The 19,994-nt window shown below is 63.4% G+C and carries 21 protein-coding genes; 5 read left to right on the forward strand and 16 right to left on the reverse strand.

All coding sequences use genetic code 11. The annotated features are described in order from the left end of the window. Positions 1 to 2: 2 nt before the first annotated feature. The 5 genes from BFN67_RS02220 to BFN67_RS02240 form a co-directional block, all read right to left on the reverse strand. A complete protein-coding gene (locus BFN67_RS02220) occupies positions 3 to 773 on the reverse strand; it encodes an SDR family oxidoreductase (protein WP_080917976.1) in 771 nt (256 codons plus the stop codon). 9 nt (positions 774 to 782) lie between these two features. Next, positions 783 to 1,778 (reverse strand): ABC transporter permease, encoded by a 996-nt coding sequence (locus BFN67_RS02225; protein WP_080917977.1) that lies wholly within the window; start codon positions 1,776 to 1,778, stop codon positions 783 to 785. A 105-nt stretch (positions 1,779 to 1,883) separates the two neighbouring features. Beyond that, the gene (locus BFN67_RS02230; RefSeq protein WP_080917978.1) at positions 1,884 to 2,924 is read right to left on the reverse strand and encodes a sugar ABC transporter substrate-binding protein; all 1,041 of its coding nucleotides are present in this window, start codon (positions 2,922 to 2,924) and stop codon (positions 1,884 to 1,886) included. Positions 2,925 to 2,960: 36 nt separating this feature from the next. After that, positions 2,961 to 3,734 (reverse strand): ATP-binding cassette domain-containing protein, encoded by a 774-nt coding sequence (locus BFN67_RS02235; RefSeq protein WP_080917979.1) that lies wholly within the window; start codon positions 3,732 to 3,734, stop codon positions 2,961 to 2,963. Then, entirely contained in the window at positions 3,731 to 4,897 is a 1,167-nt protein-coding gene (locus BFN67_RS02240; protein ID WP_080917980.1) for an ROK family transcriptional regulator, read from the reverse strand. Before BFN67_RS02240 ends, BFN67_RS02235 begins: the two co-directional genes overlap by 4 nt. Before the next feature lie 357 nt (positions 4,898 to 5,254). Between BFN67_RS02240 and BFN67_RS02245 the strand changes: the two genes are divergently transcribed. Further along, complete coding sequence (locus tag BFN67_RS02245; RefSeq protein WP_080917981.1) at positions 5,255 to 5,665, forward strand: hypothetical protein; 411 nt, start codon at positions 5,255 to 5,257, stop codon at positions 5,663 to 5,665. Between the two features lie 207 nt (positions 5,666 to 5,872). On the opposite strand, the gene BFN67_RS02250 is transcribed toward BFN67_RS02245, so the two are convergent. The 3 genes from BFN67_RS02250 to tesB form a co-directional block, all read right to left on the reverse strand. Further along, positions 5,873 to 7,165, reverse strand: coding sequence for an NCS2 family permease (locus BFN67_RS02250; protein ID WP_080918089.1), 1,293 nt, complete (start codon positions 7,163 to 7,165; stop codon positions 5,873 to 5,875). A 226-nt stretch (positions 7,166 to 7,391) separates the two neighbouring features. Beyond that, positions 7,392 to 8,720, reverse strand: coding sequence for an ammonium transporter (locus tag BFN67_RS02255; protein ID WP_080917982.1), 1,329 nt, complete (start codon positions 8,718 to 8,720; stop codon positions 7,392 to 7,394). A 189-nt stretch (positions 8,721 to 8,909) separates the two neighbouring features. Next, complete coding sequence (gene tesB, locus BFN67_RS02260) at positions 8,910 to 9,785, reverse strand: acyl-CoA thioesterase II (RefSeq protein WP_080917983.1); 876 nt, start codon at positions 9,783 to 9,785, stop codon at positions 8,910 to 8,912. 101 nt (positions 9,786 to 9,886) lie between these two features. Here tesB and BFN67_RS02265 point away from each other — a divergent pair, with 101 nt between their 5' ends. The 3 genes from BFN67_RS02265 to BFN67_RS02275 all read left to right on the forward strand — a co-directional run bounded on the left by BFN67_RS02265 (position 9,887) and on the right by BFN67_RS02275 (position 12,272). Further along, a complete protein-coding gene (locus BFN67_RS02265; protein ID WP_080917984.1) occupies positions 9,887 to 11,149 on the forward strand; it encodes a ubiquinone biosynthesis hydroxylase in 1,263 nt (420 codons plus the stop codon). Between the two features lie 68 nt (positions 11,150 to 11,217). After that, positions 11,218 to 11,697: a YbaK/EbsC family protein gene (locus BFN67_RS02270; protein WP_080917985.1), complete on the forward strand. Its 480-nt coding sequence runs from the start codon at positions 11,218 to 11,220 to the stop codon at positions 11,695 to 11,697. A gap of 137 nt (positions 11,698 to 11,834) precedes the next feature. After that, complete coding sequence (locus tag BFN67_RS02275) at positions 11,835 to 12,272, forward strand: OsmC family protein (protein WP_080917986.1); 438 nt, start codon at positions 11,835 to 11,837, stop codon at positions 12,270 to 12,272. Between the two features lie 73 nt (positions 12,273 to 12,345). On the opposite strand, the gene BFN67_RS02280 is transcribed toward BFN67_RS02275, so the two are convergent. From BFN67_RS02280 to BFN67_RS02310, 7 genes are all read right to left on the reverse strand, one after another. Beyond that, a complete protein-coding gene (locus BFN67_RS02280; protein WP_080917987.1) occupies positions 12,346 to 12,990 on the reverse strand; it encodes a YceH family protein in 645 nt (214 codons plus the stop codon). A 79-nt stretch (positions 12,991 to 13,069) separates the two neighbouring features. After that, positions 13,070 to 13,849 carry a succinate dehydrogenase iron-sulfur subunit gene (locus BFN67_RS02285; RefSeq protein WP_080917988.1) on the reverse strand — a complete coding sequence of 260 codons (780 nt, stop codon included), beginning with the start codon at positions 13,847 to 13,849 and terminating at the stop codon, positions 13,070 to 13,072. 10 nt (positions 13,850 to 13,859) lie between these two features. Then, a complete protein-coding gene (locus BFN67_RS02290; protein WP_080917989.1) occupies positions 13,860 to 14,888 on the reverse strand; it encodes a glycosyltransferase family 25 protein in 1,029 nt (342 codons plus the stop codon). Positions 14,889 to 14,891: 3 nt separating this feature from the next. Further along, the gene (gene sdhA, locus BFN67_RS02295; protein WP_080917990.1) at positions 14,892 to 16,730 is read right to left on the reverse strand and encodes a succinate dehydrogenase flavoprotein subunit; all 1,839 of its coding nucleotides are present in this window, start codon (positions 16,728 to 16,730) and stop codon (positions 14,892 to 14,894) included. A gap of 2 nt (positions 16,731 to 16,732) precedes the next feature. Further along, complete coding sequence (gene sdhD, locus BFN67_RS02300) at positions 16,733 to 17,116, reverse strand: succinate dehydrogenase, hydrophobic membrane anchor protein (RefSeq protein WP_080917991.1); 384 nt, start codon at positions 17,114 to 17,116, stop codon at positions 16,733 to 16,735. Positions 17,117 to 17,118: 2 nt separating this feature from the next. Then, a complete protein-coding gene (gene sdhC, locus BFN67_RS02305) occupies positions 17,119 to 17,523 on the reverse strand; it encodes a succinate dehydrogenase, cytochrome b556 subunit (RefSeq protein WP_080917992.1) in 405 nt (134 codons plus the stop codon). A 210-nt stretch (positions 17,524 to 17,733) separates the two neighbouring features. Next, on the reverse strand, positions 17,734 to 18,087 hold the full coding sequence (locus tag BFN67_RS02310; protein ID WP_080917993.1) for a hypothetical protein: 354 nt from the start codon (positions 18,085 to 18,087) through the stop codon (positions 17,734 to 17,736). Positions 18,088 to 18,361: 274 nt separating this feature from the next. Here BFN67_RS02310 and BFN67_RS02315 point away from each other — a divergent pair, with 274 nt between their 5' ends. Continuing rightward, positions 18,362 to 18,721, forward strand: a complete 360-nt coding sequence (locus tag BFN67_RS02315) for a hypothetical protein (protein WP_139788996.1) — start codon at positions 18,362 to 18,364, stop codon at positions 18,719 to 18,721. 27 nt (positions 18,722 to 18,748) lie between these two features. Here BFN67_RS02315 and BFN67_RS02320 read toward each other — a convergent pair whose 3' ends face one another. Then, positions 18,749 to 19,933, reverse strand: coding sequence for a GGDEF domain-containing protein (locus BFN67_RS02320; protein ID WP_080917994.1), 1,185 nt, complete (start codon positions 19,931 to 19,933; stop codon positions 18,749 to 18,751). Positions 19,934 to 19,994: the final 61 nt, after the last annotated feature.

Consider the following 19,994-nt stretch of genomic DNA (forward strand, 5'->3'; position numbering starts at 1 on the left):
TCTCACGGCGGGTTGAGGCGGAAATCCTGGCCCTCGGGCAGCAATTGCCCGCCATCCACGACGATCGTCGTGCCGGTGATATAGGCGGCATCGTCGGAAGCGAGGAACAGGAAGGCGTTGGCGATGTCGCGCGGCGTGCCGAGGCGGCCGAGCGGGATCGCCGCCTCCATATTCTTGATGAAGGCCGCGCCGCGATGCTCCTGGATGGCTTCGGTCAGGATGTTGCCCGGCTCGACGCCGTTGACGGTGATGCCATAGCCGGAAAACTCCAGCGCCGCCGAGCGGATGAAACCGTTGATGCCGGCCTTGGTCGCCGAATAATGACCGTGGCCGGGGCTGGTGACATGCGGGCCGGTGATCGAGGAGGTGAACAGCATGCGTCCCGCACGCTGCGCCTTCATCGGCTCAAGTGCCGCGCGCGCGGCGTTGAACGTGCCGCGCAGATTGACCGCCATCACCGCGTCCCAATCTTCCGGGCTGGTGTTTTCGATCAGTTGCCACGGATAGATGCCGGCATTCTGCACGATGATGTCGAGCCGGCCGTGGCGTTCCAGCGCCAGCGCCACCGCAGCCCTGGCATCGGCGATTTGCGAAATATCGGTGGCAAGGAAGGCGGCATTCAGTTCGGTCGCGCTCGCCTGGCCCGCCTCGGTATCCATGTCGGCCAGAACCAGCTTCGCGCCCTCTTCGGCAAAACGCTGTGCGATGCCCTTGCCGATGCCGCGCGCCGCACCGACGACCAGCGCCACCTTGCCTTCGATCCTTCCAGCCATGCCTGCCTCCTAAGCCAGCTTCAGCCGCAGCGTCTGCTTGAAGGAATCGAGCAGCACGGCAGCGAGCACCAGAAGGCCATGGATGACCTGCGTGTAATTGGCGGGAAGGCCCATCAGATTGATCGCCGTGTTGATCGCCGACAGAAGCAGCACGCCGGCATAGACGCCGGGCAGCGCGCCGACGCCGCCCTTGAGGCTGACGCCGCCGATGACCACCGCCGCGAAGGCGTTGAACAGAAGGCCGATGCCGAGATTGGCCGTGGCCCCGGATGTACGGATGGTCAGCAGCCAGCCCGCCAGCCCGGCAATGGCGCCGGCCAGCATGAAGGCGATGATGAGATTGCGCTTGACGTGGATGCCGGCGCGAAACGTCGCCGTTTCATTACCGCCGATCATGACCAGATGGCGGCCGAACGGCGTCTTGGCCATAAGCAATGAGAAGGCGACGAAGCAGGCAATGGCGATCCAGGCGGTGAGCGGCAGGCCGAGCAGCCGCTGAATGCCGAACCAGCGGATCGCCGGCGCGAGATCCTGTGCAGAGCGCCCGCCCGAAATGGCAAGCACCAGGCCGCGCACCCAGATGTAGGAGGCCAGCGTGATGATGAAGGCATCCATCTTCATCTTGACGATGAAATAGCCGTTGGAAAGGCCGATCAGGCCGCCGACGATAATGGCGATCAGCAGCGAGATCGGCACCATCAGCCATGCGGGCTGGATATCGAGCCCGATGCCGATGCCCGCCGAGCAGAACAATATGCCGACCGCCATGGCGCTGAGCGCGGCCACCGATTCGACCGACAGGTCCATATGGCCGGCGATGATGACCAGCGCCAGGCCGATCGACATGACACCGAGCACGCTCGACGCCTCGATGATATTGGCGAAGATGCCGAGCTGGAAATAGTGCGGGATGAAGAGGGAAAAGACCACCAGCACGAAGAGCAGCATGAACCAGACGAGATGGTCGAGAACGAACTCGAGGGCGCGGCGTGTGCGAGGATTCATGCGGGCGATCCTGGTTTGCGCAGTTTCCTGTATGCGCCTCCGACAGAAGCGCAGCTTGGCAATAAAGATGCTCCGGGCGCGCGGCCCGGAGCGGGAGCGACAGGCTTATTCGACCGGTTTGATGGTGTCCGTCGGGGGCTTCAGATTGCCCCAGAAAGCCGGATTGTCGACGTTTTCCTTGGTGATCGCGGCACCCGGAATCTTGAGATTCGGGCCCCACGCTTCATTGGTCAGCGTCGATTTCAGGCCAAGCACGTCATATTCGCCGGGCTTGAGTTCCTGCTTGTTGACGATCTTGTCCATGAACATGGCAACGGCGGCGGCCTGTGCGTAGAGCGGCTGCTCCACCTCGACATTCAGCCAGCCCTTGCGGATCAGGTCGAGACCCACCGGCGCGCCATTGGAGCTCATCATCATCACGTCGCCCGGTTTCTTGCCGGCCGCTTCAAGCGACGCGACGCCAGCCACCGAAAGATGTGCCGCATGGCTGAAGATCAGGTCGATATCGGGATTGGCGAGCATCTGGTCGGCAACGATCGTGCCGGCATTGCTGGCTTCCCATTGCAGGGCCGGAAGCGAGATGATCTCGACATCCGGGAACGCCTTCATCTTCTCCTCGAAACCCTTCTGGATATCGAGCGTATAGGGATCGCCGGGGTCGCCCAGCACCTGCAGGACCTTACCCTTGACATCGCCATTCTTCTCCTTGAGCAGGCGTTGCGCCTGTTCGGCGGCGATATGGCCGATTTCGATCGTACCGGCGACAGAGGTGAAGTCGGACGGCGTCGAGGTGATCTGCCGGTCGAACTCCACCACCGGGATGCCGGCGGCGCGCGCCTTCTCCACCGAAGGCTTCAGCGCGTTGAAATCCACCGCGGCCAGGATGATCGCCTTCGGCTTCAAGGCGATGACGTCATTCATCTGCGACTGCTGGCGGTCCGTCTTGTTGTCGGCGTTGAGCGTTTCCATCTTGTAGCCGACCTGCTTCAGGAACAGCTCCAGAGCGCTCACCGAGCCGGTCTGGAACTCGTCGAGCAGGGTCGGCACCAGATAATAGACGGTGCCCTTGGTCTGGGCGAAGGCCGGCTGCAGCATGGCGAGGCCGAGGGCCACCATGCCGAGTACGGCCAGAACTGTTCGTTTCATGTCCTTCCTCCCTGTTTCACCGGATACTCTCCCGTTTCACCTCGCAACACTTGCCGCTCCGGCGCCGGCAAGCGTCTCGCCGGTGATCATGTTGATCACCGCGTCTGGACTGGTCTGACTGGTTGCGACATCGCCGGCCACGACGCCCTGCCGGATCACCACGATCCGGTCGGCGACCTGGAAGGCCTGCTGCATGATATGGGTGATGATGACGACGCCGATGCCCTGGCTGGCCACCTTGCGGATCATGTCGAGGCCGCGCCGCGTCTGCTCGACGCCGAGCGCCGCGAACGGCTCGTCAAGCAGCACCAGCTTGCCGCCCCAATGGACGAAGCGGTTCAATTCGATCGCCTGGCGCTGGCCGCCCGACAGATGCTCGACATTGGCGCGCAACGAGGGAATGCGCGTGCCGGCATCCGCGAGCGCCTTGGCGACGACGCCTTCCATCGCCCGCTCGTCGAGAACCGGGACGCCAAGCACCTTGCGGGTGATCTCGCGCCCCATGAAGAAATTGGCCACCACATCGACATTGGTGCACAGGGAAAGGTCCTGATAGACCGTCTCGATGCCGGCGTCCTTGGCTTCCGATGGCGAGCGCGCCAGAAATTCCTTGCCCTCGAACAGCATGCGCCCGGAGGTCGGCTCCAGCCCGCCGGAAATGATCTTGACCAGCGTCGATTTGCCGGCGCCGTTGTCGCCCAGCAGCGCCACCACCTCGCCGCGGCCGATCGAGAAGCTGATGCCTTTCAGCGCCTGGATGGCGCCGTAGTTCTTGGTGACATCGTCGAGGACGAGGAGAGGTTCGCTCATGCCGCCATTCCCTTTCCGCGCAGGACATCGTTGTCGCGTTCGCGTCCGGTAGCAAACATCCGGCCGAAGCGCGGCGAAAGCACGCCGGAAACCGCCAGCGCGGCAGCCCCGCGCAGCACCGCATGCGGCCCGCCATGCGCCACCGTAATGCGCGGTGCCGTGCGGTCGCCGCGCGCCGAGACCGAATTGGGCAGGCGCTGCGCAGCTTCAGCCAGCCTTTCGAGCAGGCTTTCCGGCGCCAGCCCGCCGAGAATGACCGTCTCGGGGTCGAACAGGTTCTCGATGATGGTGATGGCGGCATGGAAGGCCGGCGTGACCTCTTTCACCCAATCCGCTTCGCTGCGCCCGCTGCGCCCGTATGCTTCCAGCGAAAGATAGCGTTCAAGACAGCCGCGATTGCCGCACGGGCAAGGCTCGCCGCCCGCCACGAGCGGAATATGGCCGATCTCGCCGGCATTGCCCCAGGCGCCACGCAGCACGATGCCATCATGTACCATGACGCCGCCGAGTCCGACGCCGAAATAGAGATAATAATAATCCGAGAACCCGGCGCCGAGGCCGTAAAGCCGCTCACCGAGGGCCGCCGCCGCCATGTCCGTTTCCAGGAAAGCCGGCAGGCCGGTCGAATCGGAAAGCCGTTCGGCAAGCGCCACGTCGTTCCAGCCTGCCATGGTGGTCGGGCCGATGAAACTCATCTTCTCCACGCCGAACGGACCGGGAAGGGCCAGGCCGATGCCCAGTATCCGCTGGCCGGCCTTCATGCCGGCCAGTTCGCTCACAAGATTGCCGATCTGCTCGAAGGCATGGTCGGGCGTGGGGTTCGGCGCCTCGCGGCGGCCGCTGGCCACCACCTCGCCGCTGAGATCGACCAGCGCCGCGTCGATGCCGATGGGCGTGACATGGATGCCGACCGCATAGCCGCCGCCGGGATTGATGCTGAGTGTCGCCGGCGGCAGGCCGCGCTTCTTCGGCTCGGCGCGGGCGGACAGCACATAACCGCCCTCCTCCAGTTCGCGCACGATGGTCGAGACGGTCTGCACGGTGAGGCCGACGCGCCTTGCAATGTCGCGCCGTGTCGTCGGGCCGTGCAGGCGGATAGCCTCCAGCACGATGCGCCGGTTGTAAGGCCCGCCGAACTCCTGATTGGTCCCACGCAACGCCATGCGTCAATGTCCTCCCGAGGAACAGAGTGGCACCGCTTATTTATTAAGTCAAATGGAATTCAAAAATAAATGAGGGTAGCAAGCCGCAGGATATTCCCGTCCTCTCATGCGGAGGAGGTGACGTGCACAACGGCCTCAAGGCAAAGAGATGTGCGCTGCCTCCCGCTCTCATGGTGACTCGACCCACAAGAGTTGCTCCGGCCGGCGTGGACGAAAACTCACCGCCAACCGGCACGATCGAAAATGAAGCCGTTGCCGAACAAGGGCTTGCCCGGTTCGCGGCGATTTCCTCTGGTCTCGTTTGTCCACACCCGCGAAACCTCATCCATACTTTACGCAGCCGAAGCGGAGGACAGGATGGCTGGCTGGGACAAGGACGGGAATGGCGAGCGCGATGTGCTGGAGCGCATCGTGGCGCTGCTGTTCGCGCTGGCCCAGCTGGCCGACCGTGCCGCCGGCGCTCCTTTCCTTCGCCGCAGGCATGTTCTCGGCATTCTGAGCCGCGGCGAGGCCGAGGCGTGGGCCTTCCTGTTCGGCAGCGCGCCGGTGCCGCCAGTGCCGGCGGATGCGCCGGAACAAGCCGGCGATGCGGCACGGCTTGCGGCGCGTCTGCGCGTTCTGGCGCTTTTGCTGTGCGCCATGCTGACGCGGCGGGCAGCACGTCCCGGCACGGCCGGTCAGCGCGCCAGCCAGCCGCCGCACGAGATGTCCGGCCCGACGCCTCACCGGCCGGACGTCCCGGCGCCGCCGGCGCCCGACACGTCGTAGATGTCAGGTCCGGCGACCCACGTCCCGATTTCCTCTCCCCGGTGCCGGAGAAGCGTTCCTTGACAATAGCCAGACGGCGAAAAGCCGGGCGTGGCAACGGTGAAGCATGTCCTTCCTTCTCGACAAGGGAGAAGGCAAGCCCCGATACGACAGCGCCCGAACCGTCGAACGATCCGGGCGCAGCTTTGTCGAAGACAATGGTGTGGCCTATGAACCGACCATGGCGAAGCGGATGGCGAACAGGACCGCCACCAGCCAGGTCGCCAGATGCACCTCGCGCCAGCGCCCCGTCAGCGCCTTCAACACCGCATAGCTGATGAAGCCGAAGGCAAGGCCGTTGGCGATGGAATAGGTGAACGGCATGATCAGCGCGGTCAGCGCGGCCGGCGCCGCCTCGGTGATCTCGGCCCATTCGACCTCGACCAGTTCGCGCATCATCAGGCAGGCGACGTAGAGCAAAGCGGGAGCCGTCGCGTAGACCGGCACGGCACCGGCCAGCGGCGAGAAGAACAGCGCAGCCAAAAACAGGATGCCGATGACCAGCGCGGTCAGGCCGGTGCGCCCGCCAGCCTGCACGCCCGACGCGCTCTCCACGTAAGCGGTGGTGCTCGACGTGCCGAGCAGCGAGCCGGCGAGGATCGCCGTCGAATCCGCCAGCAGCGCGCGGCCGAGGCGGTTCGGCTTGCCCTCGTCGATCAAGCCGGCGCGCTTGGCGACGCCGATCAGCGTGCCTGTGGCGTCGAACACTTCCACCAGCACGAAGATCAGGATGACATGGACAAGGCCGCCATGCAGCGCGCCGACGATATCGAGTTGCAGGAAGGTCGGCGCGATCGAGGGCGGCATGGAGATGATGCCGCCGAACTGGCTGACGCCGAGCGCCATCGAGGCGATGGTGATGATGAGGATGCCGAGCAGGATGGCGCCGCGCACCTTGAGTGCGTCAAGGGCCGCGATGATGAAGAAGCCGGCAATCGCCAGCAGCGGCCCGGTTCTGGTCAGATTGCCGAGCGTGACGAAGGTCGCCTTGTCGGCAACCACGATCTCCGAGCTTTTCAGCGCGATGATGGCCAGGAACAGGCCGATGCCGGCGGCGACCGCGCTGCGCATGGAATGCGGAATGCCGGCGATCAGCCAGCTTCGCACCCCGGTGACGGTCAGGATCAGGAAGATCGCGCCCGAAATGAACACCGCGCCCAGCGCCTGCTGCCAGGTAAAGCCCATGGCGCCGACGACGGTGAAGGCGAAGAAGGCATTGAGCCCCATGCCGGGCGCCATACCGATCGGCCAGCGCGGCAGGAAGGCCATGATCAGCGAGCCGATGGCGGCGGCAAGGCAGGTGGCGACGAAGACCGCGCTGCGGTCCATGCCCGTCGTGGACAATATCTCCGGGTTGACGAAGATGATGTAGGACATCGTCAGAAAGGTCGTGACGCCGGCGATGATTTCGGTACGGACCGAAGAGCCCTGCTCTCGCGGCTTGAAAAATGTCTCGAGCACTGGCGCTCCTCCTCGTTCAGCTTCCGGCGGCGGTTGACGCCGCGCCAGCGCCATGATCGGCGCCGGCCCCTCCAGCAGCGCGCAATTTCCGCTGCTTGCGGAACCGGCGCAAGGGGCAACTCGCCCCCGTTCGTTCGAAGCTGTTTCGTATTTTTCCATAAAAAAGAGGCCCGGAATCAACCGGGCCTCAAGGCGTGGGCGCCGCCGAGCACCCACGGTGGGAACGTTATTGCACCACCTCGCCATGCAGCGTCACGTCGAGCCCTTCGATCTCCTGCTGCCTTGTCGGGCGCAGGCCGCCGACGGCGATCTTCACCACTTGCAGGATGACGAAGGTGGCGATCGCGGTCCACGCAACGGTGAAGACGACACCGTAAAGCTGGGTGCCGACCGAGGCGTTCTTGCCAAGCCCGTTGATCGCCGGATCGGCGAACACGCCGGTCAGGAGCGCGCCGACAAGGCCGCCGACGCCATGCACACCGAAGGCATCGAGCGAATCGTCATAGCCCAGCGCATGCTTGAGCTTGACGGCCGCGACATAGCAGACGAGGCCCGACGCGATACCGATGAAAAAGGCGCCGGTCGGGTTGACGAAGCCGGCCGCCGGCGTCACCGCGACGAGGCCGGCAACCGCGCCTGAGATAATGCCGAGCACGCTGGGCTTTTGGGCGATCACCCATTCGGCGGCCATCCAGGCGAGCGCCGCCGCGGCGGCGGCGATTTGCGTATTGAACATGGCAGCCCCCGCGAGACCGTCGGCGGCAAGCTCCGATCCGGCATTGAAGCCGAACCAGCCGACCCACAGCAGCGAAGCGCCGATGACCGAATAGACGAGATTGTGCGGCGCCATGTTGACCTGGCCGTAGCCCTCGCGCTTGCCGACAACCAGCGCGCAGACGAGACCCGCGACACCGGCATTGATATGCACGACCGTACCGCCTGCGAAATCGAGCACCCCGGCCGAGCCGAGAAAGCCGCCGCCCCACACCCAATGCGCGATCGGGGCATAGACGACAAGCAGCCACAGGCCGGTGAACAGAAGCAGCGCCGAAAACTTCATCCGCTCGGCAAACGCGCCGGCAATCAGCGCCGGCGTGATGATGGCGAAGGTCATCTGGAAGGTCGAGAAGACGAATTCGGGGATATTGGCCACGCCCGGCGCCCACAGTGTCTCGACCGTGATGCCCTGGTGCAGCAACTTCGACAGGCCGCCGACCCAGGCGTTCAGCGCGCCGCCGTCCGAAAAGGCCAACGAATAGCCGACGACGAACCATAGCACGGTGACGAGACAACACACGGCGAAGCTCTGCATCACTGTCGCCAGCACGTTCTTCTTGCGCACCATGCCGCCATAAAACAGCGCCAGTCCCGGAATGGTCATCATCAGCACCAGAACCGTCGAGACGAGCATCCAGGCGGTATTGCCGCTGTCAAGTGCAGGTGGTGGCAGCGAGACGGCTTGCGCCTCCTGCGCAGTGGCAATGGCAGGCCACAACAATGCCGGCAGCAGGCTGGCGGCCATCAGCCGCCTGTTCGCAACAAAAGCAGATTTCATCGACGTCTCCGTTCCGTGGCTCGACCCGATATGCGGGCCAATTGCCAGCAGACAATCAAGCTCCGTGCCAATTGCCGGACACGGGCTCTAACGCCTTGTCATGGAATGATTTTCGATGATGCGCGCTGCGGCGCAGCTTCCCGCCTAACCGCATGGCTGCCCAAAATAAGTGCAAGCCTATCGAAATGCCTATTCCTTGAGCTTACGCCTCAGACGGATCAACCCCTCCTGCGCGACCGACGCGATCAGCGTGCCGTCACGCGCAAACATCAGCCCGCGCGTGAAACCGCGCGAACCTTGCGTGGACGGGCTGTCCTGCGTGTAGAGCACCCAGTCGTCGAGCCTGTGCGGCCGGTGGAACCACATGGCGTGGTCGAGGCTCGCGGCCTGAATATCGCGGTCAAAAACCGCACGGCCATGCGCGAAGGTCGACGTATCGAGCAGCGTCATGTCGGAGAGATAAGCCAGCACCGCAGCCTGCGTGGCGCGGTCGTCCGGCACCGGCCCGCTGGTGCGAATCCAGATATGCTGCACCGGGTCGAGCTTTTCGCGGCTGGTATAGTGCTTCAGCATCACCGGTTTCATTTCCAGCGGCCGCTCGCGCTCCCAATAGCGGCGCACGCCTTCCGGCACCGCATCGCCATATTTGCCGATCAGTTCGGGCTGCGAAAGCAGCGTATCGGGATCGGGCACGTCGAGCGGCATCTTCATTTGATGTTCCAGCCCCGGCTCGTCGCGCTGGAAAGATGCCTCGAGCGAGAAGATCGCATGGCCATGCTGGATCGCCACGACGCGGCGAGTGGTGAAAGAGGTGCCGTCGCGGATGCGATCGACCTCATAGACGATCGGCAGCCTGGTATCGCCGGGCCGCATGAAATAACCGTGCAGGGAATGAACATGGCGCGCCGGCTCCACCGTGCGCTGCGCCGCCACCAGCGCCTGCGCGACAGTCTGGCCGCCGAACACGCGCTGCCAGTCGAGATTGGGACTGCGACCACGAAACAGGTTGTGCTCCAGCCGTTCGAGGTCGAGAATGGCGAGCAGTTCGTCCATGGCTGCCGTCATGCTTTTTGCACCTTTCGCAAACAGGATCGCGGCTGGTGTCGGACAGGGGCGATGCCCCGTCAAGACAGTGACGCAAGGGAACGGCATCAAAGGTGCGGAAAATGGCAACTTCAAAGCTGCAGACGGCAGATCCCGGCCCGCTCGACGTGCTTGTCGCCGGCGCCGGCTATGTCGGCCTGGCCGCCGCTGTCTCGCTGAAACAGGCGCGGCCGAGCCTGAACATCACCATCGTCGACGCAGCCCCCGCCGGCGTCTGGCAAAGAGACGGCCGCGCCTCGGCCATCGCGGCGGCGGCCAGCCGCATGCTGGACCGGCTCGGCGTGTGGGAGGCAATTCTTCCGCAGGCGCAGGCGATCACCGAAATGATCATCACCGATTCGCGCACCGCCGACCCGGTGCGGCCGGTGTTCCTGAGCTTCGGCGGCGAGGTCGAGGCGGGCGAGCCCTTCGCCCATATGGTTGCCAACAAGGATCTGAACGGGGCGCTGCGCGCCCGCGCCGCCAAGCTCGGTATCGACATGATCGAGGGCATGGCGGTCGAGGGGTTGGAGCCGGGCGGCGCCTTCGCCACCGTGCATCTGGCCGATGGCGCCACGCTCAGGACACGCCTTGTCGTTGCCGCCGACGGCGTGCGCTCGAAGCTGCGCGACATGGCCGGCATCAAGACCGTGCATTGGGAGTACGGCCAGTCTGGCATCGTCTGCACCGTGGCGCATGAGCGCCCGCATGACGGCCGCGCCGAAGAACATTTCCTGCCCGCCGGCCCCTTTGCCACCCTGCCGCTCAAGCCGGATGAAAAGGGCCGGAACCGCTCTTCCATCGTCTGGGTCGAGCGCACCGAAGATGCCGAGAAGCTGGTCAATGGCGACGATCTCGTCTTCGAGACCGAACTGGAACAGCGCTTCGGCCTGCAACTGGGCGGAATCCGCGTGGACAACAAGCCGCGCGCATGGCCGCTCGGCCTGACCCTTGCCCGCGCCTTCGTCGCACCGCGCGTCGCACTTGCCGGAGACGCCGCACACGGCATCCACCCGATCGCCGGCCAGGGCCTCAATCTCGGCTTCAAGGACGTGGCGGCACTGGCCGAAGTGATCGTCGAAGCCGACCGGCTCGGCCAGGATTTCGGGGCCATGAACGTGCTGGAACGCTATCAGCAATGGCGGCGTTTCGACACGGTGCAAATGGGCGTCACCACCGATGTGCTCAACCGGCTGTTTTCCAACGATATCGCCCCGCTGCGCGCGGTGCGCGACATCGGCCTCGGCCTTGTCGAGCGCATGCCGCGCCTGAAGGATTTCTTTATCCGCCAGGCGTCGGGCCTCTCCAGATCGACACCGCGCCTGCTCAGGGGCGAAGCGATATAGCCGGCTGCGTTTCGCCTGCCCATGTAAAGGGGTTGCCCGACCAGCGGGCCTGCCTTTATGGTCGCTCCATGAGCCTTGAATCCGTCCGCCGCTATTTCGCAACCCATGCTCCCGACATCGAGGTGATCGTTACCGAAAAAAGCTCGGCGACGGTGCCGTTGGCTGCCGAAGCACATGGCGTGGAACCGGAGCAGATCGCCAAGACCATATGCCTGCGCGCCGGCGAGCAGGCCATGCTGGTGGTGGCCTGCGGCACCGCACGGCTCGACAACCGCAAATTCAAGGATCGCTTCGGCGGCAAGCCGCGCATGCTCGACGCCGAGGAGGTCGCGACGCTGACCAGTCACCCGGTCGGCGGCGTCTGTCCTTTCGGCCTACCGGCGCCGATGCCGATCTATTGCGACGTGTCCTTGCGGCGCTTCGATATTGTCGTGCCGGCTGCCGGCGCCACCAACGCGGCCGTGCGACTTTCCCCGGAGCGACTGGCCGCGCTGACCAGCGCGCAATGGGTCGATGTCTGCCGCGAGCCGGTTGCAGCTACGGCTTGACGAGGCCGCTCTCCGCACGTTCCTGCCCATTGGTTGACCTCGCGCAAAGACCGCCATGGCCTTGGCACCTATGAGTCCTATAATCATGCAAGCTGCTACGCGGCCCGTCATTTTGCACAGCCAATAAGGAGAAGGCCATGAACCGTCACGCCACCGCCGTCTGGAAAGGCACGCTCACCGCAGGCACGGGCACGCTCGACACGCAAAGCGGCGCCCTTTCCAAACAGCCTTACTCGTTCAAAGGCCGATTCCAGGATGAAAGCGGCAAATCAGGTACCAACCCCGAGGAATTGATCGCGGCCGCCCATGCCGGTTGCTTTGCCATGCAGCTTTCGCATTTCCTCGCCGAGAACGGCACGCCCGCCGAAGAATTGAACGCGGAAGCAGTCGTGACCTATGGGGCGGCTGCCGAGGGCGGGTTCGAGATCACCGAAAGCGCCATCAAGCTCACCGGCAAGGTGCCTGGCATCGATGCGGCAAAATTCAACGAGCTGGCCGAGCAGGCCAAGGCCGGCTGCCCCGTCTCCAAGGCGCTGGGCGCCATCAAGGTGACGCTCGACGCCAGGCTGGCCTGATTATTCATCGGCCGATTTCCGGGGCCGATTTTCGGGCGCGTCGTCGGTGACGGCGCGCCTCCGCGTAACGGCATCAGCCGCCGAGGGCGTCAAGCCGTGCGGTCAACGCCGCCATCTGCTCTTCCAGAGCCGTGATGCGCGCTTCCAGTTCCGCGATCGCCGGTGAACCTGTCGTCCGGCTTGTCGGCGCGGGAACATAGACCGAGACCTCCACATCCCCGCACAGCAGGTGGGCGTAGCGATCCTCACGCTGGCCGGGTGCGCGGCCGATTTCCTTGACCAGCGGCGGGCGGCGCCCGATCAGCATGTCGAGTTCGGAACGCACCGCATCGGCATCGGCGAAGTTCGCCATGCGCTCGGTGCGCGCCAGCAACTCATGGACCGTCTGCGGCCCGCGCAGCAAAAGCAAGCCGAGCAGCGCTGTCTGGTTGCGGGTGAGCGAAAATGCCTGCGCCATCAAATGCTCGTAGCGTTCGACGCGCGAAGCGAATTGCTGGCGCGCCAGACCTTTCGTTTGCAGCGTGGCGAGGGCGCGATTGATGTCGGTCACCTCCAGCGCCATGACCGGATCGCGCGAGGTCTTCTGATTGGCCGCCGTGACCAGCCCGTTGGATGTCATCGGATAGACATCCGGCGTCAGTTCTTTCTTCTCGATCAGGCAGCCGAGCACACGCGCTTCTGCGGGAGACAGGATTGGCAGTTCGTTCTGGTCGCTCATACGCGCCGTTCAACCATCGTCTTCTTGATTTCGGCAACCGCGCCGCCGCAGGCGCGCTGAAACAAGGAACCGATTGCCGTCACACCCTTCTCTCCACCATCATCTTCTTGATCTCGGCGATCGCCTTCGCCGGATTCAATCCCTTGGGGCAGGTCTGGGTGCAGTTCATGATAGTGTGGCAGCGATAGAGCCGGAACGGATCCTCCAGATTGTCGAGCCGGTCGCCCGTCGCTTCGTCCCGGCTGTCTATCAGCCAGCGATAGGCCTGCAACAGCACCGCCGGGCCGAGATAGCGGTCGCCATTCCACCAGTAGCTCGGGCAGGCGGTCGAGCAACAGGCACACAGGATGCATTCATAAAGCCCGTCGAGTTTGGCGCGGTCGTCATGGCTTTGCAGCCATTCCTTGGCCGGCTCCGGCGAAACAGTTTGCAGCCAGGGCTGGATCGAGGCGTGCTGGGCATAGAAATTGTTGAGGTCAGGCACCAGGTCCTTGACCACCTCCATATGCGGCAGAGGATAGATCTTCACCGGCCCTGAAATCTCGTCGGCCCCTTTGGTGCAGGCGAGCGTGTTGGACCCGTCGATGTTCATTGCACAGGAACCGCAAATGCCCTCACGGCAGGACCGGCGCAGTGTCAGCGTCGGATCGATCTTGTTCTTGATCCACAAAAGTGCGTCCAGAACCATCGGTCCACAATCGTCCATGTCGACGAAATAGGTGTCGATGCTCGGATTCTCGCCATCGTCGGGCGACCAGCGATAGATGCGGTATTCCCGCAGATTCGTGGCGCCTTCCGGTTTCGGCCAGGTTTTGCCCTGCCTGATCTGCGAATTCTTGGGGAGTGCGAGTTCGACCATTCTGTCCGCCTCAGCCTTTCGCAGCCGAAGCCGCATTTCGTGTTTTCGGATAGTCTTGCGGCAGCCACGGCGCGGGCCGTGCAGCAAAAATCGCCCAGGGCCGGCCATGCAAAGCAGACCACCAAAGCCGCCAGCGCGAGAAGAGCCGGCGCCCCACCTGCAACAACAGATGAACCGGATCGCGGCGCTTGACATGGCGGTGCGGTGCCCGGTCGGGCACCATGGTGCTGACAATGCCGGACTGCATGACCAGCCATGGCGACACATGGGTGACATCCAGACCGTGCAGGCCCGAACTCCACAAAAAATCGTCCACCGGCATCATCACCTTGTCGATCCGCTGCAAGAGCCGCTCGGCGGCGGTCCGGGTAAGAATATAGGCGGCACCGCCGGAACGCGGCCGCAATGAGCGCACCAGTTGATGGGCTTTCCCAAGCGGCCGCACAGGGATAGCCAGCCGGCCGCTTGCCCGCGCGGGCGTGCCTTCCAGCTTGACGACGTCGATCGCCGGCCCGTCTTCCAGAAGCGCACGGACAACGCCCTCGAAATCGCCATAGGGTTGGGCGTCGTCCTCCAGGATCAGGCCACGTTCATGACCCGACTGCAGAAACTGCCGCCAGGCCAGCATATGGCCGGCGAGGCAAGCCTCCTCCACTAGCGAGAAAACACGGAAGCGATACGGGTTCCATCCGACACCCTCCGGAGGCAGCGCCAGCTCCTGGCCGCGCATAGCGAGCACGGCACCCGGATCGCGCCGCGCATCGAGCGCGGGCGTGCGGTAGAGCGGCCAGGGCAGATGACCGAAATGCTGCTCGATCGCCGCCCAGCGGTCTGGAGAACGCTCGAGATTGACGGCAAAAATGCCGAGCTTCGACGTGTTGGGCTGGATGGCCACCCGACCGTCGCTATCGGTGGGAGAAAATACCGCGTCAGACACTCCCGCTTGCAGGATCGAACCGGCAAGCATGCCATCCACCGCCCCATGGGCGGCTGCGCCGGGAATATCCGGTTCGCCGACAAATGGGCGCGGCGCGGCCATGGCCTAATACACCCGCGCCTTGGGCGCGATCTTGGCCAGGCTGATGCCGCCGTCTTCTTCCTTGAGCTGCGGCTCGGTATGCACCGGGCGATAGCTTAACGTCACCCGGCCGTCGGTCTCTACTCGGGCCAGTGTGTGCTTGCGCCAGTTCACGTCGTCGCGATCGGAGAAATCCTCGCGGGCATGCGCGCCACGGCTCTCCTTGCGAGCTTCGGCGCTGTAAACCGTGGCGACGGCGTTAGCCATCAGGTTTTCAAGCTCGAGCGTCTCGACCAGATCGGAGTTCCAGATCATCGAGCGATCGGTGACATGCAAGTCCTTGAGTTCGCCCCAGATTTCGGAAACGCGGCGGCAACCTGCCTCAAGCGTTTCCTGGGTGCGGAACACGGCGGCGTCTTCCTGCATCGCGCGCTGCATCTTTTCGCGCAGCACAGCGGTCGGCCTCGTGCCATTGGCATGCCGCAATCCATCGAACCGGTCCATGATCCTGTCGAGGCATGCGGGATCGGGCGTTGGGATCGCCGCGTCGCGGTCGATCACCTGACCGGCGCGAATGGCGGCAGCGCGGCCGAACACGACAAGATCGATCAGCGAATTGGAGCCCAGCCGGTTGGCGCCATGCACCGAAGCACAGCCTGCCTCGCCCACGGCCATCAGGCCGGGCGAAATCTGGTCCGGGTTCATCGCGGTCGGATTGAGCACCTCACCCCAATAATTGGTCGGAATGCCCCCCATATTGTAATGCACGGTCGGCAGGACCGGGATCGGCTCCTTCGTCAGATCGACGCCGGCAAAGATTCTCGCCGATTCCGAAATGCCCGGCAGCCGCTCGGCCAAAACGGCGGGGTCGAGATGGTCGAGGTGCAGGAAGATATGGTCCTTGTTCTTGCCCACGCCCCGGCCTTCGCGGATCTCCATCGTCATGCAGCGCGAAACGACGTCGCGCGATGCCAGATCCTTGGCCGAGGGCGCGTAGCGCTCCATGAAGCGCTCGCCCTCGGAATTGACCAGATAGCCGCCTTCGCCGCGAGCGCCCTCGGTAATCAGGCAGCCGGCGCCATAGATGCCAGTCGGGTGGAACTGCACGAATTCCATGTCTTGCAGCGGCAGACCGGCACGCGAGGCCATGCCGCCGCCGTCGCCGGTGCAGGTATGCGCCGAGGTGGCGGAGAAATAGGCCCGGCCATAGCCGCCGGTCGCCAGCACCACCATCTTGGCCGAGAAGCGGTGAATGGTGCCGTCGTCGAGGTTCCAGGCTACCACGCCGGTGCAGGTGCCGTCCGCATCCATGATGAGATCGAGCGCGAAATATTCGATAAAGAATTGCGCGTGATGCTTCAGAGACTGGCCGTAAAGCGTATGCAAGATGGCGTGACCGGTCCGGTCGGCTGCCGCGCAGGTGCGCTGCACGGGCGGACCGTCGCCGAAATTCATCATATGGCCACCGAACGGCCGCTGATAAATCTTGCCTTCTTCAGTGCGCGAGAACGGCACACCGTAATGTTCAAGCTCATACACGGCCGCCGGCGCCTGACGCACCAGATATTCCATCGCGTCCATGTCGCCGAGCCAGTCCGACCCCTTGACGGTGTCGTACATGTGCCATTGCCAGTTATCCGGACCCATGTTCGAGAGCGAAGCGGCGATGCCGCCCTGCGCCGCCACGGTATGCGAGCGGGTGGGGAACACCTTGGTGATGCAGGCGGTCTTCAGCCCCTGTTCGGCCATGCCGAGCGTGGCGCGCAAGCCCGCGCCGCCGGCGCCCACCACTACCACGTCGAACTGATGGTCGACATAAGTGTAGGCTGCGGCGCCGCCGCTCGTCTTTGCGTCCTTGGCCATGCTCAAACTCCGAACGCCAGCTTGGCGAGCGCGAAGAGCGAGACGACGCCGACGATTATTGTGAAGAAAGTGTTGAGGATCAAAAGAGCCAGCTTGCCGCCATCGCCATGAACGTAATCCTCGATGATGATCTGCATGCCGATCCGCATATGGATGAGCGCTGAAATCAGCATCAGGGCGATGAGCAGCGCCACCAGCGGATTTGCCAGCGCCGCACGCATTTCCGCATAACCGGCGCCATTCATCGCGATCAGGAAGCCGATGAAGAGCAGCGTGAGCGGGATGCTGGCGATCGCCGTTACCCGCTGGCGCCAGAAATGAATGGTGCCATCACGCGCCGAGCCCAGACCTTCGACCTTCTTGAGAGGTGTGCGCATATCCGCCATGGTCAGCCTCCCCGCACCATATAGCCAACGACCCAAACCAGGATCGTTAGCACGACAGAACCGACGACGTTCGCCCACGCAATCTTCGAGGCGGTGTGCTTTTCAAGGCCGGCACCGGTATCCCAGATCAGATGGCGGATACCGCCGAGCAAATGGTGCAGGAGTGCCCATGTGTAGCCGAACAGAACCAATTGGCCGATCCATGAACCGAAGATGCCGTTTACGAATTCGAAATAATCTTGCGGGCCTGCGGCCGCTGTCAGCCACCAGGCCACCAGCAGCGTACCGAAATAAAGCGCACCGCCGGTGATACGATGAACGATCGACGTCGTCATGGTGATCGGCGGCCGATAGATGGTAAGGTGCGGTGAGAGCGGTCTTTCTCGGGTGGCGTGTGAGTGGCTCATGGCTCCCCCAGCTCAACATCCTGCGGGCGACGCAAATGCAGCATCGCCGGTCGCGGATACGACTTCGAATAGGCGGGTTCTAAAACTCTTTTTGCAGCGCGTCAAAGCCGGAAAACCCTTCCCGACTCGGAATTTAGTCCAAATTTGCCAGCTTTGCCGCTTCAACCGATTGAAGCGCAGCTCATAGCAACTGCCTGTCCGACATTCGCTTCAGCGCGTACAGTTCAGGGGCATCTGGCCGCTCTTCATCACCAGCGCATCCTTGCCGTCGAGCACGATCGCGTCATGCTCCGCGCCATATCGGCTTCGCTGGCTGGGCGGTGCGGCCGGCAATTCTTCCGATACACCGTCCGGCCCGAGAAGGCGTATGGCCGTGCCGACATTCTCGATCGTCATCATACCGCCATCGGAGCAACTATAGGTCGCCGTGCGCGGCTGAGACGATGCCCGAACCGCCGCCTGCTGAGACGCCTTGTTCGACGTGCCCGGTTGCGACACGCACGCGACGACGCTGAAAAGCGGCAGGAGGGCGAGCGTCACCGGAACCATGCGGCGTAACGCCATGCGAGAATCTCCGTTTACAGCGAACACTAAGGCTTCGGGCCGAAGCGGAATCGGATCAAGTTATTCCGATGCCCGATCAAAGCGTTAGAACGTCCTGCGTTCGATTGAATGCATGGCACTCTAACGGTCCGGGAACGCCAGGATCAACCCGTATTTGGCGTGTTAACCACTGCGCAAAAATTCGCGCCGCGTCAAACGCGATGCCTCTTAACAAAGGTTAAGGAAAGGTTAATCTTGCGATTCGAGGAGGCTTGCCGCTGAAAGGAGACATGCCATGCGTTCCAGATTAGCTCTGTCAGCTTTCGCCGCCGCCTTGGCTGCTTTCATAAATGCGGCTTTTGTCACATCTGCCGTCGCCGGGACTTACGACCATGATCACGTCTATGCCGATTCTTTCGGCAATCTCGTTATCGAAAGCGCCGCCGGCTACAAGCGCATTCTCATCGGGGAAGGCGCAATGGCAAAGAAACTGGCCGCTTATACAAACGCCGGTCAGATCAATGAAAGCCATGGTGGGGCCGCCCGTTTGACCGATGCACGCGATTGCTATCGCCCGCCGGTCTTCGTCAAAGGCCGCAGCTATATGTACGGCCTGTCCGATGGCGAGATGCCGGAACTCAATCCGTGCCGCTGAGATACGAAGAACATCTAAAGCGGCGTATCAGCCACGCCCGCCAAGATCGACACGCGTAGACAAAGCGGAGCGCTCGTAGACCACACGCACGCCATCACGGCCGCTCTGCTTGGCCCTGTAAAGCGCGTCGTCGGCCCGCTGCATGAGCCGATGTAGCGGCTCATCATGGCTCAGCATGGCGATCCCGAAACTGGCCGTCACACGCATACCGCCGGATTCGCTGAGTCCAAAACCGGCGCGAACCGTCTCGGCAAACAAGCGTGCGGCGGCTAGGTCGGCCAACGGCAGAAGAACGGCAAACTCCTCACCGCCGATGCGGCCGGGAATACCCTGCGTGCCGGCAACCCGACGCAGCACTCCAGCAAAATTGGCAATCACGCGATCGCCTTCCGCATGGCCGAAACTGTCGTTGACCGCCTTGAAATGATCGAGATCGGCCAGCACCAGACTGACAGGGAGGCCAGTGGGAGCGCAACGTGCCAGCGCTTCCAATGCCTGCTCCTCAAAACCGCGCCGGTTGAACAGGCCAGAGAGCGCATCGGTATGCGAATCGGAACGCAGCGCGGCCACGACATCAAGTGCCGCAGCGGTAAACAGACACAGCGCCAGCATCAGCGTCAACACCGCGTGTGACAGCATCGCTGTTGTCCAGTAAGTCGAATGCAGGAACCCCTGATGATCACCGATCGGGCCCTCGATCTTCAGGACGATCAGCGTGCGCACGATGAAGTTCATACTGGCCAGAAGTGACAACACGAGCAGAACCGTCTCCGCAGGGCCTCGTTTGCGCACGCCCCACAGTTCTGCCGCGACCACCAGGCTGATTGCGCCGAACGCGAAGTTCAGGACCAGGATTCGGCGGATCAGATCCTGGTCGACGAACATGAACCAGCCGTAAAGCGCGGCACCCACCGAGGCCGCGATGCCGATGCCCACCAGAGGCAAGCGATTTCGGTATCGCGAAACGATGGCACCGGAAATCAAGCAGACGGCCACCATGAAAGCGAGAGACGACGCAATCTGCGACGCCTTCAAGCCGAGCGGCTGGACAAAATGCTGCAGCAGGAAGCCGATGGCCGTGGCGACATAGCCGATGGCGAGCACGGCTAGGTAAGACCGGTTTTTCTGATAAGCCCATAGCGCACCGAACGCCGCGGCAAGCACGAGCGCGATTGACGGGTTCAACAGTGCAAGAAAAAGGCCGGTATCCAACAGTGCGCCTTCGTTGATTGCCGTTGGAGAACAACCTAGCCGCGAAGATCAAACAACGCGT

The sequence above is a fragment of the Manganibacter manganicus genome, from assembly GCF_002075885.1.
GTDB classification, from domain to species: domain Bacteria; phylum Pseudomonadota; class Alphaproteobacteria; order Rhizobiales; family Rhizobiaceae; genus Mesorhizobium; species Mesorhizobium manganicum.